Genomic DNA, 15,188 nt, shown 5'->3' with positions numbered 1-15,188 from the left:
CTGGCGGGGATGCTTCTGCGAGACCTCTCGGAGCTTCAGCGCACGTCAGCGGACCGAGGCATCGGGCACCGTCGGCGGGCATTGGCCGCCGGCCGAGGTGGCGAGCTCGAAGTGCCACCACTCGTTGCCGAAGGTGCGGCACAGGCCCCACCGGTTCCCGTTCGCCTGCAACCACGCGGCGCCCTGTTGCGGGCCCACGTCCACGGCGTCGCCGCTGACGTGCGTGGACTCCGCGGGCGGCAGCACCCACCGGCGTGCGGCGGCGGGCGAGCCGTACTCCGCGACGCCCTGGGTCCACAGCGCCTCCTGCTGGTCCCAGGAGCGCTTGCCGGACGTGACACTGAGCACCACGCCCTCCGCGGCCGCAGCCCGGTACGCGGCCGAGTAGGCCTGCGCGAGGAGCGGATCGAGCCCGACGGTGCCCGGCACGGTGTCGGCCGACGCAACGGGCGCGACCAGCACGGACGCCGCCGCCGCGAGGGCGGTGGCGAGGAGTACGACGGTGTGAGGGCGGGACACGTCTGAAGACTCTAGGCTGGTCGGTAGGACCACCGAGCGACGAGGAGGGGCCGTGCGCCCGACCGGGGACGGGGAGACGACAGCGGAGGAGCGGACCGTCGGCGAGCACCGCAGCGACGGCCCGATGGACGTGCTGCTGGTGACCGGGCTGTCCGGCGCGGGCCGCGGGACGGCCGCGAAGGTCCTGGAGGATCTCGGCTGGTACGTCGCCGACAACCTGCCGCCCGCGCTGATCAGCAACATGGTCGACATCTCCCTGGCGGACGAGTCGCGGATCCACCGCCTGTGCATCGTCACGGACGTCCGATCCCGCACGTTCACGGGCGACTTCGCGAACATCCGGCGCGAGTTGCAGGGCAAGGACATCGAGCCGCGGGTGCTGTTCCTCGACGCCTCGGACGAGACGCTGATCCGCCGGTTCGAGCAGGTGCGCCGCAAGCATCCGCTCCAGGGCAGCGGCACGCTCGCCGAGGGCATCGCCGCGGAACGCCGCATCCTGCAACCCATCCGGTCGACGGCCGACCTCGTGCTCGACACCTCGAACCTGTCGGTGGCCCGACTGCGCGAGACGATCGAGAACTCCTTCCGCACGCTGCGCTCCGGGACGATCACCGTCACCGTCGAGTCCTTCGGCTTCAAGAACGGGATCCTGCTCGACGCCGATATGGTGCTGGACGTGCGGTTCCTGCCGAACCCGTTCTGGGTGCCGGAGCTGCGGCCGCTCAACGGCCTCACGCCAGAGGTGTCCGGGTACGTGCTGGGGCAGAACGGGGCGTCGGAGTTCCTCGACACCTACGCGAAGCTGCTCGACCCGCTGCTCGACGGCTACCGCCGGGAGGGCAAGACCTACCTCACCGTCGGCATCGGCTGCACCGGCGGGAAGCACCGCAGCGTGGCCATGACGGAGGAGCTGGTACGTCGGCTCTCCGATAAGCCGGGCATCGAAGTGCGTGCGGCGCACCGGGATCTGGGGCTGGAATGACTGCTGCGTTGAAGGTGGCCTCGCTCGGCGGCGGTCACGGACTGTTCGCCACCCTGCGTGCTGCCCGCGCACTGGACGCCGAGATCACGGCGATCGTCACCGTCGCCGACGACGGCGGATCGTCCGGTCGACTGCGCGGCGAGCTCGGCATCATCCCGCCCGGCGACCTGCGGATGGCGCTCGCGGCGCTCATGCCCGACGACGATCGTGGCGAGTTCTGGGCCGGCATCCTGCAGCACCGCTTCGGCGGCGGCGGGGCGATGGCCGGACATCCGGTGGGGAACCTGTTGCTAGCCGGGCTGTGCGAGGTGCTGGGCGACCCCGTCGAGGCCCTGGACGCCATCGGGGACCGGTTCGGTGTACAGGGCAGGGTGCTGCCGATGGTGCCCGGCCCGCTGCGGATCGAGGCCGATGTGACCGGGCTGGAGGACGATCCGCGCCTCTCGCGCGTGATCCGCGGCCAGGTCGCGGTCGCGGTGACACCCGGCCAGGTGCGCCGGGTGCGGCTGCTGCCTGCGCACCCCGAGGCGTGCGTGGACGCGGTCGAGGCGATCATGGCCGCCGACGTCGTGACACTCGGCCCCGGTTCGTGGTTCAGCTCCGTCATCCCGCACGTCCTGGTCCCCGAGCAGCTCGACGCGCTGCGGCGCACGTCCGCGCGTCGCGTGCTCATCCTCAACCTGGCGCCCGAGCCGGAGGAGACCGGTGGGTACTCGCCGGAGCGGCACCTGCACGTACTCGCGGCGCACGCGGAGGGCCTGAAGTTCGACGACATCATCGTCGACGCCGCGACGGTGCCGCCGGGTACCGAACGCGAGCACCTGATCCGCGCCACCGCGCTGTTCGGTGCCCGTCCGCACTTCGTCGACGTGGGGGTTCCCGGATCGCACCAGCACGATCCGCTCGCCCTGGCGCGCGGGCTGCGGGCGGTGCTCGACACCTGACGCGCTAGAGCCAGCGCGGTGGCGGCCCGTCCGGCTCGCCAGCGAGGCCCACCGCCCCGCGCCCGACGGCCCAGCGCACGACCGCGGGGAGGGGCCCGGTCACCTCACCCGACGGTGCGCTCTGGCCCACTGCGATCGGTTCGCTCCCGTCGGGCCGCAGGACGAGCCCGGCGCCGTCGCCGCGGGAGCGCCAGGCCCCCACGACGTCCGCGAGGAGGGTGTGCAGGACCGGCTCGGGGAGGTCGGCGAACCGGGCGCCGGTGTCCAGGTCGACGGCGTGGATCCAGACCTCGCGCGAGCGCATCCACATGGTCTCGACCGCTTCGACGGTGCGTCCCTGCGCGGTGCGGACCTGCGCCGACCACGCGGACTCGGGCATCCGTCGCCAGGCGTGGTCGAGCCGGGTGGCGGTGTGCTGCACCAGGCTCCGCAGCGCACCCGGCGACAGTGTGGCGCCCTGCGCGATCTCCGCGTCGCGCTGGGCGGCAGAGGCGTACATGGGGTGCTCCGTGCCGGTGGCGGCCCAGTCGAGCAGCCGCGTGAGGGCCGCCGCGTTGTACCCGACGTGCGCGATCACGTGCCGTCGCGTCCACCCGTCCAGGAGGGAGGCGCCGTCGAACTGCTCATCGGTGAGCTCGGCGACGTGCCGGAGGAAGTGCGCGGTGCCGTGCCGCACGCCGCGCAGCCGTTCGTCCCGGGCGAGGGAGCGGAAGTCCGTGCTCATGCGCCGGAGGGGACGACGCGGGTGGGATTGCGCACCGAGCCCAGGCCCTCGATCGAGACCTCGACGGTCTGCCCGTCGGCGATGTAGCGCGCGGGCTCGCGCGCGTGGCCGACGCCGCCGGTGGTGCCGGTGATGACCACGTCGCCGGGGTTCAGGCGGACGATGCTCGAGATGTAGGCGACCAGGTGCTCGGGCGCGAACACCAGGTCCGAGGTGCTCGCGGACTGCATGAGCTCGCCGTCCAGACGCGTCTCGATCCGCCCGCCCGGTGTGAAGTCGGTGTCGAGCCACGGCCCGAATCCGCTGCTGGACTGGAGGTTCTTGCCCTGGTCCCACTGCGTGGTGCGGTACTGGTAGTCGCGCATCGTGTAGTCGTCGATCACCGCGTAGCCCGCGATGTGCGCGCCGGCCGAGGACTCGGGCACCCGGTACGCCGGCGTGCCGATGACGAGGGCCAGCTCTCCCTCCCAATCGAGCTGCGCCGCAGCGTAGTCCGGGACCTCGACGGTGTCGTACGGTCCCGCGAGGGCGTCGGCCCACTTCGCGAACAGGGTCGGGAACTCGGGTAGTTCGCGGCCCATCTCCCGGATGTGGGTGGCGTAGTTCAGGCCCACGCACACGATCTTGCCGGGCCGCGGGATCACCGGGGCGAGCCCGGTGTCGGTGGCGTCGACCTCGGGACCGCGGGCCTGTGCGGCGACGGTGCGCCACTCCGGGGCGGCGAGAAGTGCACCGACATCGGCGAATCCGGGGACGGTCACGGCCGTCCCGCCGGTCTCGATGCGGGCGGCGACGGTGCCGTGGTCGGTGCGGACGGTGGCGAGACGCATGGATCTACGCTCCTTCGGGGTGGCTGGTGCGGGCGAATCCGAGGCGTTCCATGATCGGTGCGTCGGAGAAGGCGAAGAGGTCGAGGCCGGACGCTTCCGACTGGAAGCTCCACGGCACCCAGGACGGAACGGCGACCAGGTCGCCGCGGTGCAGTTCCCGGACGGTGTCGCCCAGCCGGACCGCGCCGGCACCGTCGAACACCTGGAAGACCTGCGAGCCGACGTCCTGTCGGGTGCGCGTGGCGGCACCGGGCCGCAGGCGGTGGAACTCCGCGCGGATCGTGGGCATCACGTCGCCGCCGGTGGTGGGGTTGGTGAAGCGGAGTGCGGCGTGGCCGGGTCCGGCGGTGCCGGGATGGCCCTCGTCCTCGAGGGCGAGCTGATCGTTGAGGGCGGCGTCGGTGTGCTCCCAGCGGTAGCAGGCGATGGGGGAGGCGGCAGTGGCGCCGGGGGAGGTGACCGGCCGCAGACCCGGTCGGGCCCAGAGTCGTTCGGAGCGGGACACCGGTGGGGTGGTGTCGTCGGTGACCTCGTCGGAGCCGAACTCGAAGAAGCCGGCTCCGATGTACTGCGTGAACGGGATGTCCAGGCCGTCCAGCCAGGCCATCGGCCGGTCGGACTCGTTGTGGTGGCCGTGGAACCGCCAGCCGGGGGTGAGCAGGAAGTCGCCGCGGCGCATGGCGACGGGATCACCGTCGACCACGGTCCACACGCCCTCGCCGTCGATGACGAAGCGGAAGGCGTTCTGCGCGTGACGATGCTCCGGGGCCACCTCCTTGGGGCCCAGGTACTGGATCGCGGCCCAGAGGGTGGCGGTGGCGTGCGGCGCGCCGCCCAGTCCCGGGTTGGCGAGGGCGATCGCGCGGCGCTCGCCGCCGCGGCCGACGGGTACGAGATCGCCTGCGCGGGTGGCGATCGAGTACAGGTCGCTCCAGCGCCACACGAAGGGGGCCGCAGCGGGGGCAGGGGTCATCGGCATCAGATCGGCGCGCTGGGTCCACAGCGGCGTCAGGTGGGCCGACGCGAAGTCCCGGTACAGCTCGTCGAGAGCGGCATCGGGGGCGGGGGCGGCTGTGTGCATGGCGTGGGCCTCGGGGTCGCAGGGGTGGTCCCGATCACGCTAGGAGCGGTGCCCACTCGCGCTCCCGACTATTCTGGAGAGAAGAACAGCTAGGAAGCGTGCGGAGCCCAGGGGCTGCTCGCGATCTCCGCGGACACGGCGTGCGCGGCGGCGCGCAGCCGGCCGAGGAGGTCGTCCTCGAGGTGCCGGCGGTAGCGGATGGCCGGCATCGTGACGGTGACCGCCGCGAGGGGCCGCCCATCCGGTGCGCGCACCGCGACGCCGAACGCCGCGACGCCCTGCTCCGTCCGTTCGAGGTTCACCGCGAAGCCGACCCGTCGCACGGCGTCCAGGTCGCGCAACAGTTCGTCGAACTGCTGCTCGGTGAGCGCTGCGTCAGCCGGATCGATCGTGTCCGCCGCGTCGTCCTCCGCCCCGCCCCGGTAGAGCTCCCGCAGCTGAGCGTCGGAGCAGTCCGCGAGCAGAACCTTTCCGCCGGCGGTGAGTTCGGCGGCCATGACGTGCCCGCGCCGATCCCCGATGCGGAGCAACTGGTGGCCCTCGGCGCTGTACACGAAGCGCACCTGGGTGCCCACGCGGATCAGTAGGTTCACCGTTTCGCCGCACGCGGCGGCGAGGGCGTCGAGGTGCGGGCGCGCCACCGCGTCGACCTCGCGGGCCCACCGGTCCGAGGCCGGCGCGACACCCAGCGCCGGTCCGGGGCGGTACCGCCGGTCCGGCCCCTGGACCGCGAAACCGCGGTACACGAGCATGCCGAGCAGGCGGTGCGCCGTGGAGCGTGCCACCCCGAGCTCCGCCGCGGCGTCGGTCACCCGCAGCGCCCCGACGTCGCGGAGCGCGGAGAGCAACCGCAGGGCGTTGTCGACCGACTCGATCGCGTACGCGGGTCGGTCGACGGGGGCACCGTCCGGACTGCTGTTCCTCACAGCAGAAACTCTATCCGACGCGAGAGTGACGGGAGCCACAGTCGACGGGTGACTGAGAACCTCCTGCCCGCTCCGGGCCCGCACCGTGGGCGCATCGCCGCGGTCGTCATCGTGTGCTGGTTGTTCGTCGTCTTCGACGGCTACGACCTGATCGTCTACGGCAATGTCATCGCATCCCTGCAGCGCGAGTGGGGTATCGGCCCCGGCGAGGCGGGGACCATCGGCAGCGTCGGGCTCGCGGGCATGCTCGTCGGTGCCCTCGTCGCGGGCCGGTTGTCCGACGCGGTCGGACGGCGCTGGGCGGTGCTCGGAACCGTCGTCGTGCTGTCGGTGTTCACCGGCCTGTGCGCGCTGGCGGACGGCCCGATCGTGTTCGCGGCCCTGCGATTCTGTGCGGGCCTCGGCCTCGGCGGACTCGTCCCGACCTCCAATGCGATGGTCGCCGAGATCGTGCCCGCGCGGTGGCGCCCGGCCGCCGCGACCCTCAACATGTCGGGCGTGCCACTCGGCGGCTGCGTCGCCGCAGTGGCGGGCCTATGGATCATTCCCGAATGGGGGTGGCGACCGATGTTCGCGATCGCGGTACTGCCCGCACTCGTGCTGGTACCCGTAGCGGTGCTGGTCCTGCCGTCCGACGCCGATGGGCGGGGGAAGAACACCGCGCGAGCCGGATTCGGCGCGATCCTCCGCGGCGAGTGGCGTACGCCGAGCCTGCTGTTCGCCGCGGCGACGGTCGCGACGCTGCTGGCCTGGTACGGGCTCGGCACCTGGCTCCCGAAACTCATGCAGGAAGCGGGCACCGACCTCGGCGGATCGCTGCGGTTCGCGCTCGCCCTCAATCTGGGTGCGGTGCTCGGATCCCTCGGAACGGCGTGGGCCGGAATGCGGTTCGGGGCCGTGCGGTCGGGTGCGGTGGCGGCCTTGCTCGCCGGTGCGGGCCTGTTGGCACTGCTCGCCTCGCCGCCACCCGCGGTGACCGTCGCGCTGCTCGTGGTGGCGGGGGTGGGCACCCACGGGACCCAGTGCCTCGTCATCGCGGCGATCGCGACGGCGTACCCCGCGGCACTGCGGGGCACCGCGCTCGGTTGGGCCCTCGGCGTCGGCCGGATCGGGGCGGTCGCGGCGCCGCAGCTGGCGGGCTGGCTGCTCGGCGCAGGCGGCGGACCGGCGTCCAGTTTCGTGCTCTTCGCGGGAGCGGCGCTCATCACGGCTCTCGTTCTCGGCGCCCTGGCGCGACGGCCCGTCGGGGTCGTGGGGATGGCGCCGATCGTCGTCTGACCGGAGGAATTGTTCGGAGAACCGCCACGTCGCGCGGGGCGTCGGGCGACGGAGTTCGCCGTCGTCGCCCGCGCTCCGCGTAATGGCCTACAGTGAATGTCTCTTCACACAATCCGTACTCGAAGCCCGGAAGGACGGCGTAGTGGCGCTCACATCCCAGGTCAAGGACGAGCTCAGTCGGCTCTCCATCAACCAGGTGAGCGCGCGCCGCGCGGAGGTCGCCTCGCTCCTGCGGTTCGCGGGCGGCCTGCACATCCAGGGCGGCCGGGTGATCGTCGAGGCCGAGGTGGACATGGGGATCACCGCCCGCCGCCTCCGCAAGGAGATCCTCGACCTGTACGGCTACAACTCCGACGTGCACGTCCTCAGCGCGGGCGGCCTGCGCAAGGCCGCCCGGTACATCGTCCGCGTGGTCAAGGACGGCGAGGCCCTCGCGCGCCAGACCGGCCTGCTCGACATGCGCGGCCGCCCCGTCGTCGGCCTGCCCTCGCAGATCGTCGGCGGCTCGGTGCACGACTCGGAGGCCGCCTGGCGCGGCGCCTTTCTCGCCCACGGCTCGCTCACCGAGCCGGGGCGCTCCAGCGCGCTGGAGGTCTCCTGCCCGGGGCCCGAGGTCGCGCTCGCCCTCGTCGGCTGCGCGCGCCGGCTCGGCGTCACGGCGAAGGCCCGCGAGGTCCGCGGAGCGGACCGCGTCGTCGTCCGCGACGGCGAGGCGATCGGTGCGCTGCTGACCCGCATGGGCGCCAACGACACCCGCCTCGTGTGGGAGGAGCGGCGCATGCGGCGCGAGGTCCGCGCCACGGCGAACCGTCTGGCGAACTTCGACGATGCCAATCTCCGACGGTCCGCCCGGGCCGCCGTGGCGGCCGCCGCGCGCGTCGAGCGCGCGCTCGAGATCCTGGGCGCGGACGTCCCCGATCACCTCGCGCAGGCGGGATCGCTGCGCGTGCAGCACCGTCAGGCCTCGCTGGAGGAGCTCGGCCAGCTCGCCGATCCCCCGATGACCAAGGACGCGGTGGCGGGCCGGATCCGGCGGCTGCTCTCGATGGCAGACAAGCGGGCCGCCGCCGACGGTGTGCCGGACACCGAGTCCGCCGTCACCGCGGACATGCTCGACGAGGGCTGATCGACAGAATGTAGTGAGAATTTGTCCATGTGGATATCATTGATGCATGGACGAACAGGTCGTGGAGCCCGACGCGGCCCGTCGTGGCCCGCTGCGTCTCATCGCGCTCGGCGTGAAGCTCGTTCTGTTCCTCGTCGTGCTGCTCCTCGCGGCGTACGTGCTCATCTACGCGCCGGAGTTGCACGACCTCGCCCGGCGGATCCGCGAACCCGGTGCCACGTGGTTCGGGCGTACATGGCCGGGGTGGTTCACCACCGCGCTGTGGTTGTCAACGGGGGCGCTGGCCGTGGCGCAACTCCTGTTCCTGGCGGGTCTCTACGGCTACGCCCTCATGGCTTCGGTGCGCAGGCTCTACTGGTGCGCGCACCGTCGGCGGGCCGTTCGACGGTGGCGGCCGATCGCGGCAGCCGCAGGCCTCGGCCCGGTGCGCCGGTGGATGGCGCTGCGGATCGGGACCAACGCGCCCGCGAAGGCATCGGTCCGTCGGTTGTGGGCCGCGCGGACGCCGCCATGGCTCGGGCGCGGACTCGTCGTCTTCGGGTTCGCCGCGACGATCGCGGTGTGGGTGAACATGGGAGCGGCCCTCACGTCCCTGCCGTCGGGGATCGTCGTCTTCGTTCTCGTGGTGTTCGTCTATCTGGGGGACGAGCGGGCGCCGAGCGTGTTCGCCTCGCCCACCGTGGGGCGGCACGCAGAAGCCGAGTGACCGGGCACGAACGGGGCCGATCGGACACCGTCGACAACCGAGCGGGGAGGGTGCTCCGGAGCTACCGTTGACGGGCAGGCATTCCTCACCCGAAGGAGCACCACTGTGACTGTTCGTGTAGGCGTCAACGGGTTCGGCCGGATCGGCCGGAACTTCTTCCGGGCGGTGGCGGCCCAGAAGGCGCTCGGTACCACCGACATCGAGATCGTGGCGGTCAACGACCTCACCGACAACGCCACCCTCGCTCATCTCCTGAAGTTCGACTCGATCCTCGGCCGGTACGACGCCGACATCATGGCCGATGGAGACACCATCCGCGTCGGTGATCAGAGCATCACCGCGCTGGAGGTGCGTGAGGGGCCGGCGGCGTTGCCCTGGGGCGACCTCGGCGTGGACGTCGTCATCGAGTCGACCGGCATCTTCACCGCCCGCGACAAGGCGAAGGGTCACCTGGATTCCGGCGCCAAGAAGGTGATCATCTCCGCGCCCGCGGCCGACGCCGACATCACGATCGTCATGGGCGTCAACGACGACAAGTACGACGGCAGCCAGGACGTGATCTCCAACGCCTCCTGCACCACCAACTGCCTCGGGCCGCTGGCCAAGGTCGTCAACGACGAGTTCGGCATCGTCAGCGGCCTGATGACCACGGTCCACGCCTACACGCAGGACCAGAACCTGCAGGACGGCCCGCACAAGGACCTGCGCCGCGCCCGCGCCGCCGCCATCAACGTCGTCCCCACCTCCACCGGCGCGGCCAAGGCCATCGGCCTCGTGCTGCCCGAGCTGGCGGGCAAGCTGGACGGCTACGCCCTGCGCGTGCCGATCCCGACCGGATCGGTCACCGACCTCACCGTCGAGCTCAAGAGGAAGGCCGGAGCCGACGAGATCAACGCCGCCATGAAGGCCGCCGCCGAGGGGAGTCTCAAGGGCATCCTCAAGTACTACGACGCCCCGATCGTCTCCTCCGACATCGTCACGGATCCCGCGAGTTCGATCTTCGACGCGGGTTTGACCAAGGTGATCGGCGATCAGGCTAAGGTCGTGTCCTGGTACGACAACGAATGGGGCTACAGCAACCGCCTCGTGGACCTCACTGATCTGGTAGGTAAATCGCTCTGATGACCGTTCCCACACTTTCCGACCTGCTGTCCGAGGGCGTCGAGGGCCGCACCGTGCTGGTCCGCAGCGACCTGAACGTGCCGCTCGACGACAACGGCGTGATCACCGACGCGGGCCGCATCATCGCCTCGGTGCCCACGCTCCGGGCGCTCGCCGAGGCGGGCGCCAAGGTGATCGTCACCGCCCACCTCGGCCGCCCCAAGGGCGAACCCGACCCGAAGTTCTCCCTCGCGCCGGTCGCGAAGGAGCTGGGGGAGCGGCTCGGCCGCAATGTCCAGCTCGCCGGCGACGTGGTGGGCCAGGACGCGCTCGCGCGTGCGGAGGGCCTCACCGACGGTGACGTGCTCCTGCTCGAGAACGTGCGCTTCGACCCGCGCGAGACCAGCAAGGACGACGCGGAGCGCGAGGCGCTCGCCCGCGACCTCGCCGAGCTCGTCGACGTCTCCTCGCACGCCGGTGAGGGTGCCTTCGTCTCCGACGGCTTCGGCGTGGTCCACCGCAAGCAGGCCTCCGTGTTCGACGTCGCGAAGCTGCTCCCCGCGTACGCAGGCGGCCTCGTCGAGGCCGAGGTGCGGGTGCTCGCGCAGCTCACGGAGAACCCGTCGCGCCCGTACGCCGTGGTGCTCGGCGGCTCGAAGGTCTCAGACAAGCTCGGTGTGATCCGCGCCCTGGCCCCCAAGGTCGACACCCTGGTGATCGGCGGCGGCATGGCCTTCACCTTCCTCGCGGCACAGGGCTACTCCGTGGGAACCTCGCTGCTGCAGGAGGACCAGATCGACACCTGCAAGCAACTGCTCGAGGAGTTCGGCGACGTGCTGCACCTGCCGGTCGACGTCGTGGTCGCCGATGCCTTCGCCGCCGACGCCGCGTCGAAGACCGTCGCTGCGGACGCGATCGAGGACGGCTGGATGGGCCTGGACATCGGTCCGGAGTCCGCGCAGCGCTTCGGCTCCGTGCTGACCGAGGCGAAGACGGTGTTCTGGAACGGCCCGATGGGCGTCTTCGAGTTCCCGGCCTTCGCCGCGGGCACGAAGGCCGTCGCCGAGTCGGTCATCAAGGCCACGATGGGCGGCGCGTTCACGGTGGTCGGCGGTGGCGACTCCGCGGCAGCCGTGCGGACCCTCGGCCTCGACGAGGACGGCTTCAGCCACATCTCGACCGGCGGCGGCGCGTCGCTGGAGTACCTCGAGGGCAAGGAGCTCCCGGGGCTGCAGGTCCTGGAAAGGGGCTAGTCATGAGTCGTAAGCCGCTCATCGCCGGCAACTGGAAGATGAACCTCAACCACCTCGAGGCGATCGCGGTGGTCCAGAAGCTGGCGTTCGCGCTGCCGGACAAGTACTTCGCGCACGTCGACGTGACGGTCATCCCGCCGTTCACCGACCTGCGCTCGGTGCAGACGGCCGTCGACGGTGACGACCTGAAGATCACCTACGGCGCCCAGGACCTCTCTCCGCACGACTCGGGTGCCTACACCGGCGACATCTCCGGCGCCTTCCTCGCCAAGCTCGGCTGCACCTACGTGGTGGTCGGGCACAGCGAGCGCCGCACGATCCACGGAGAGACGAACGAGATCGTCCTCGCCAAGACCAAGGCGGCGCTGCGGCACGGGCTCACGCCCATCGTCTGCATCGGCGAGGGCCTGGACATCCGCGAGCAGGGCACCCACGTCGCGTACAACGTGGAGCAGCTCAAGGGTTCCGTCGCCGGTCTCACCGCCGACGAGCTGTCGAAGACCGTCATCGCGTACGAGCCGGTCTGGGCGATCGGCACGGGCAAGGTCGCGACCCCGCAGGACGCCCAGGAGGTGTGCGCGGCGGTGCGCGCCACCATCGCGGAGCTCGGCGGCGCCGAGGTCGCGGCGGGGATCCGCGTGCTGTACGGCGGCTCGGTGTCGAGCAAGAACGTGGGCGAGCTCATCGCGCAGACCGATGTCGACGGCGGCCTCGTGGGTGGCGCGTCGCTCAAGCCGGACGAGTTCGCCGCGCTGAGCGCGATCGCCGCCGGCGGACCGCTCTGACGCGGGCGCGCCGAGCGCCCTGACCGTCGACCGACGACCGGAAGGTACACTGGATCCTCGTGGAAACATTGCAGCTGGTGCTGAAGATCGCCATCCTCGTGCTGAGCCTGCTGCTGGTGGTGCTCGTCCTGCTCCACCGCGGTAAGGGCGGCGGCCTGTCGTCGCTGTTCGGCGGCGGTGTGCAGTCGTCGCTCTCGGGCTCGTCGGTGGTGGAGAAGAACCTCGACCGGGTCACGATCTTCGTCGGGCTCATCTGGACCGTGTGCATCATCGGCGTCACGCTGAGCATCAAGCTCAGTTCCTGACGCGGTCGACCGAACGCGGACGGCGCCTCGAACCCCCAGGGGTTCGGGGCGCCGTCGTCGTTCCCGGGGGACCGGTGTCGGATCTCCGCCCTCGGGCGGACGACGGGGTGCTTCGGCGGCGGTACTGTCGGGCCATGACTGAGGCGATTGTGCTCGACGAGCAGGCGACGGTGCTGGCGTTCCTTGCGGACATGGCGGACGGTCGGGCGGAGGACGCCGTGGCCGCATTCGCGGATGACGTGGTGTACACGAACGTCGGCCTGGCCACCCTCCGGGGGCGCGACCGTGCGGGTCGGGTGATCCGACTGCTCGCCAGGCCCGGGCTCGGGTTCGGCGTGGAGGTCACCTCCATCGCGTCCGACGGTGCCGTCGTCCTCACCGAGCGCATCGACGAGCTGCGGGTGGGCCCCTTGGCCGTCCGGTTCTGGGTGTGCGGCCGGTTCGACGTGCGCGACGGCCGCATCGCGGTGTGGCGCGACTACTTCGACAATCTCGACATCGCCAAGGGCGTGCTGCGCGGGGTGCTAGCCCTCGCGATCCCCGCCGCGCAGCGGAAGATGACGCCGTTGCAGCGGTGATGCGCCGCTTTCGGAGCGGGCTCTCAGAAGGGTGGCGGGCCGTCGAACGACGGCGCGGGACGTTGGTGGGGCATCCCGACGATGCTCATCATCCCGGCCTCGATCTCGCTGACCGGCAGGGCTTTCCGATTCCGCTCCGCTTCGTACGCGGTGATGTTGTCGCGGCGGAGTCCTTCGCGGCGGGCGTGTTCGCGTTGCAGGCGGGTGCGTCCCCCGGGCCGCGTTTCATTCCCCGCTGCACCATCTGCTCCCAATCGCGTGGTTGCGGGGGTGATCCATTCGACGCGGGCGAGGTCGGGGAAGAGGGTGAGCATGATGCCGGTGGGGTCGACGATGTAGTGCCGTCCGTGGGGTGAGGTCCAGAGGGTTCGGCCGTCGGGCAGGCGTGCGTCGATCCACTCTCCTGCGGTCTTGAGCTGGTGGTGGCTGATGCAGAGCGGTTGGATCTGCTCGGCGGTGGTCTGCCCGCCGAGTTCGGGTGAGGTGTGGTCGTATTCGCGGCGGTGGTCGATCTGGGCCCTCGCCGCGGGTCGGTTGCAGTGGGGGAACACGCACCGGGGGTGGATCAGTCGCAGGTAGCGGCGTAGGTCCGCCGATGGCCGGTATCCGGAGCTTCCGCGTGCCCGGACGAGTGCAGGCGGGGCTCCGGGCGGGTCCGCTTCGACGGGCAGCTGATCGCCGTCGTTCACGCCACTAGCGTCCGATTCGTCGTCGTCGGCACAGGTGCCCCCTGCATGTCCGTCGTCCAGACCTGCATCGTCTGGATCTCCGTCATCGGAGTCTTCGTCGTCTGGGCTGGTGTTGCCGTCCGGTGCGCCGTCGTCCGGCCCGTGGTCGTCGGGTCCGAAGTCGAAGCCGGTGTTGCCCGGGTCGTCGTGTCCTTCGAGTCGGGCGACGATGTCGCGCCAGGCCCAGTGGAAGTCGATCGTGCCGCGCGGCCCGGGCGCGGTGGGGTCAATGGCGGAGGCGTCGTGCGCGTTCGAGGATCCCGCGGCATCGTCGTGGTCGGTGATCCGGCGGCCGAACGGCCGGATGACCGCGTCCTCGCGCGCCGCAAGCGCCCGCGCGAGCGCCAGACTGATCGGGCCGTGCCCCTCGAGGTACGCGAGCCCGCGACGATGACCGGGTACAGGGTTCGTCGACGCCGGAGCGTGCGCACCCTCCGCGTCAGCACTTGCGCCTGCGGCATCGTCGTCCGTGAGATCCGGACCTGCGGCGCCCGCGTCGGCGGCGGTGTCGGTGGTGCTGCGGGCGGGCTCATCCGGATCGGCGAGGTCGGTCTCGTTGATGACCACGTTGATGAGGGTGACGAACCGGGTGATCACGCCGTCCGCGTCGGGCTCGCCGTGGAACCGCGCCGTACGGTACTTGCAGTCCGGGTTCGCGCAGGCGCACCCGAGGGTGCTGTACCCGCGGATCAGCTGCGCCAACCCATCGCCCTGACGCTGCGCCACGGTCCGCGGGTCATCGTCGCAGACCGTCGTCGCGATGTACTCCACCCGGGCGGCGATGTCCTGCATGTCCGGCGAGGGTAGGAGCGCGAAGGCCATCGCCATCCCATCGTCCGCCGGGCGGAAGGTGACCTTGCGGTCCTGTTCGGCGAGCACCCGACGCCGCTCCGCCGCCTCCGGGTCGATCGCACCGACCAGGAGATCGACCTGCTCACGCAACGCCGGGATCGCAAGCACCTCGTAGTCGACGGTGAGCCGATCATGCAGCGCCGCATCGAGATCACGGACCTGCGAGGCGCTGAGTACCCGCGAGCGCCCCAACGCGATCTCCGCAGCCTTCGGCGTGATGACGTTCTCCCCGATCAACCCGAAGACCTTCGGAAGCCGTTCGATCAACCCGACCGCGACCTCCACCACGTGCACCGCCGCAGTCGAACCCAGGCGGAGCAGGGTGGAGATCTGCGCACTCAGGGCGACCTCCGCGGCGGCCAACCGCTGCCGCGCCTCGACCGCCTCCCGGTAGTTCGCCGGCCGGGCGAGGTACTGCGCCTCATCATCGGCGTACAGGGCGCGATGCAACGCGTAGACCGCGGTCATCG

General features: G+C 71.2%; 16 protein-coding genes. 10 read left to right on the top strand and 6 right to left on the bottom strand.

Going from position 1 to position 15,188, the window contains the following annotated elements:
- Window positions 1-45: 45 nt before the first annotated feature.
- Window positions 46-519: a M15 family metallopeptidase gene (locus AXK60_RS00750; protein ID WP_068569089.1), complete on the bottom strand. Its 474-nt coding sequence runs from the start codon at window positions 517-519 to the stop codon at window positions 46-48.
- Between the two features lie 124 nt (window positions 520-643).
- Between AXK60_RS00750 and rapZ the strand changes: the two genes are divergently transcribed.
- Both rapZ and AXK60_RS00740 read left to right on the top strand, forming a co-directional pair.
- Window positions 644-1,501, top strand: coding sequence for an RNase adapter RapZ (rapZ, locus tag AXK60_RS00745; RefSeq protein WP_068569869.1), 858 nt, complete (start codon window positions 644-646; stop codon window positions 1,499-1,501).
- On the top strand, window positions 1,498-2,445 hold the full coding sequence (locus AXK60_RS00740) for a gluconeogenesis factor YvcK family protein (RefSeq protein WP_068569088.1): 948 nt from the start codon (window positions 1,498-1,500) through the stop codon (window positions 2,443-2,445). Before rapZ ends, AXK60_RS00740 begins: the two co-directional genes overlap by 4 nt.
- Before the next feature lie 4 nt (window positions 2,446-2,449).
- On the opposite strand, the gene AXK60_RS00735 is transcribed toward AXK60_RS00740, so the two are convergent.
- From AXK60_RS00735 to AXK60_RS00720, 4 genes are all read right to left on the bottom strand, one after another.
- Complete coding sequence (locus AXK60_RS00735; protein WP_068569087.1) at window positions 2,450-3,169, bottom strand: maleylpyruvate isomerase family mycothiol-dependent enzyme; 720 nt, start codon at window positions 3,167-3,169, stop codon at window positions 2,450-2,452.
- On the bottom strand, window positions 3,166-3,999 hold the full coding sequence (locus AXK60_RS00730; RefSeq protein WP_068569086.1) for a fumarylacetoacetate hydrolase family protein: 834 nt from the start codon (window positions 3,997-3,999) through the stop codon (window positions 3,166-3,168). The genes AXK60_RS00735 and AXK60_RS00730 overlap by 4 nt, the downstream gene beginning before the upstream one ends.
- A gap of 4 nt (window positions 4,000-4,003) precedes the next feature.
- Window positions 4,004-5,080, bottom strand: coding sequence for a cupin domain-containing protein (locus tag AXK60_RS00725; protein ID WP_068569085.1), 1,077 nt, complete (start codon window positions 5,078-5,080; stop codon window positions 4,004-4,006).
- 89 nt (window positions 5,081-5,169) lie between these two features.
- Window positions 5,170-6,006 carry an IclR family transcriptional regulator gene (locus AXK60_RS00720; RefSeq protein ID WP_068569084.1) on the bottom strand — a complete coding sequence of 279 codons (837 nt, stop codon included), beginning with the start codon at window positions 6,004-6,006 and terminating at the stop codon, window positions 5,170-5,172.
- 48 nt (window positions 6,007-6,054) lie between these two features.
- Between AXK60_RS00720 and AXK60_RS00715 the strand changes: the two genes are divergently transcribed.
- From AXK60_RS00715 to AXK60_RS00680, 8 genes are all read left to right on the top strand, one after another.
- Window positions 6,055-7,284 (top strand): MFS transporter, encoded by a 1,230-nt coding sequence (locus tag AXK60_RS00715; protein ID WP_068569083.1) that lies wholly within the window; start codon window positions 6,055-6,057, stop codon window positions 7,282-7,284.
- Between the two features lie 142 nt (window positions 7,285-7,426).
- Complete coding sequence (whiA, locus tag AXK60_RS00710) at window positions 7,427-8,410, top strand: DNA-binding protein WhiA (RefSeq protein WP_068569082.1); 984 nt, start codon at window positions 7,427-7,429, stop codon at window positions 8,408-8,410.
- 46 nt (window positions 8,411-8,456) lie between these two features.
- Window positions 8,457-9,116: a hypothetical protein gene (locus tag AXK60_RS00705; RefSeq protein WP_068569081.1), complete on the top strand. Its 660-nt coding sequence runs from the start codon at window positions 8,457-8,459 to the stop codon at window positions 9,114-9,116.
- Window positions 9,117-9,221: 105 nt separating this feature from the next.
- Window positions 9,222-10,238 carry a type I glyceraldehyde-3-phosphate dehydrogenase gene (gap, locus tag AXK60_RS00700; protein ID WP_068569080.1) on the top strand — a complete coding sequence of 339 codons (1,017 nt, stop codon included), beginning with the start codon at window positions 9,222-9,224 and terminating at the stop codon, window positions 10,236-10,238.
- Window positions 10,238-11,470: a phosphoglycerate kinase gene (locus tag AXK60_RS00695; protein ID WP_068569079.1), complete on the top strand. Its 1,233-nt coding sequence runs from the start codon at window positions 10,238-10,240 to the stop codon at window positions 11,468-11,470. Before gap ends, AXK60_RS00695 begins: the two co-directional genes overlap by 1 nt.
- Window positions 11,471-11,472: 2 nt before the next feature.
- Window positions 11,473-12,255, top strand: coding sequence for a triose-phosphate isomerase (tpiA, locus tag AXK60_RS00690; protein WP_068569078.1), 783 nt, complete (start codon window positions 11,473-11,475; stop codon window positions 12,253-12,255).
- A gap of 59 nt (window positions 12,256-12,314) precedes the next feature.
- A complete protein-coding gene (gene secG, locus AXK60_RS00685) occupies window positions 12,315-12,560 on the top strand; it encodes a preprotein translocase subunit SecG (protein WP_414930011.1) in 246 nt (81 codons plus the stop codon).
- A 134-nt stretch (window positions 12,561-12,694) separates the two neighbouring features.
- Window positions 12,695-13,138 carry a limonene-1,2-epoxide hydrolase family protein gene (locus AXK60_RS00680; RefSeq protein WP_068569076.1) on the top strand — a complete coding sequence of 148 codons (444 nt, stop codon included), beginning with the start codon at window positions 12,695-12,697 and terminating at the stop codon, window positions 13,136-13,138.
- 23 nt (window positions 13,139-13,161) lie between these two features.
- Here AXK60_RS00680 and AXK60_RS00675 read toward each other — a convergent pair whose 3' ends face one another.
- Complete coding sequence (locus tag AXK60_RS00675; protein ID WP_175399904.1) at window positions 13,162-15,186, bottom strand: HNH endonuclease signature motif containing protein; 2,025 nt, start codon at window positions 15,184-15,186, stop codon at window positions 13,162-13,164.
- Window positions 15,187-15,188 lie beyond the last annotated feature (2 nt).

It is taken from the genome of Tsukamurella pseudospumae (genome assembly GCF_001575195.1).
Classification (GTDB): Bacteria; Actinomycetota; Actinomycetes; order Mycobacteriales; family Mycobacteriaceae; genus Tsukamurella; species Tsukamurella pseudospumae.
This window is presented reverse-complemented; position numbering and strand designations above follow the sequence as displayed.

Bases quoted from the DNA above. Each gene is read 5' to 3' on its own strand.
- rapZ (WP_068569869.1), top strand. From the start codon at position 644: ATGGACGTGCTGCTGGTGACCGGGCTGTCCGGCGCGGGCCGCGGGACG.
- AXK60_RS00740 (WP_068569088.1), top strand. From the start codon at position 1,498: ATGACTGCTGCGTTGAAGGTGGCCTCGCTCGGCGGCGGTCACGGACTG.
- AXK60_RS00735 (WP_068569087.1), bottom strand. From the start codon at position 3,169: ATGAGCACGGACTTCCGCTCCCTCGCCCGGGACGAACGGCTGCGCGGC.
- AXK60_RS00730 (WP_068569086.1), bottom strand. From the start codon at position 3,999: ATGCGTCTCGCCACCGTCCGCACCGACCACGGCACCGTCGCCGCCCGC.
- AXK60_RS00725 (WP_068569085.1), bottom strand. From the start codon at position 5,080: ATGCACACAGCCGCCCCCGCCCCCGATGCCGCTCTCGACGAGCTGTAC.
- AXK60_RS00705 (WP_068569081.1), top strand. From the start codon at position 8,457: ATGGACGAACAGGTCGTGGAGCCCGACGCGGCCCGTCGTGGCCCGCTG.
- AXK60_RS00695 (WP_068569079.1), top strand. From the start codon at position 10,238: ATGACCGTTCCCACACTTTCCGACCTGCTGTCCGAGGGCGTCGAGGGC.
- tpiA (WP_068569078.1), top strand. From the start codon at position 11,473: ATGAGTCGTAAGCCGCTCATCGCCGGCAACTGGAAGATGAACCTCAAC.
- AXK60_RS00680 (WP_068569076.1), top strand. From the start codon at position 12,695: ATGACTGAGGCGATTGTGCTCGACGAGCAGGCGACGGTGCTGGCGTTC.
- AXK60_RS00675 (WP_175399904.1), bottom strand. From the start codon at position 15,186: ATGACCGCGGTCTACGCGTTGCATCGCGCCCTGTACGCCGATGATGAG.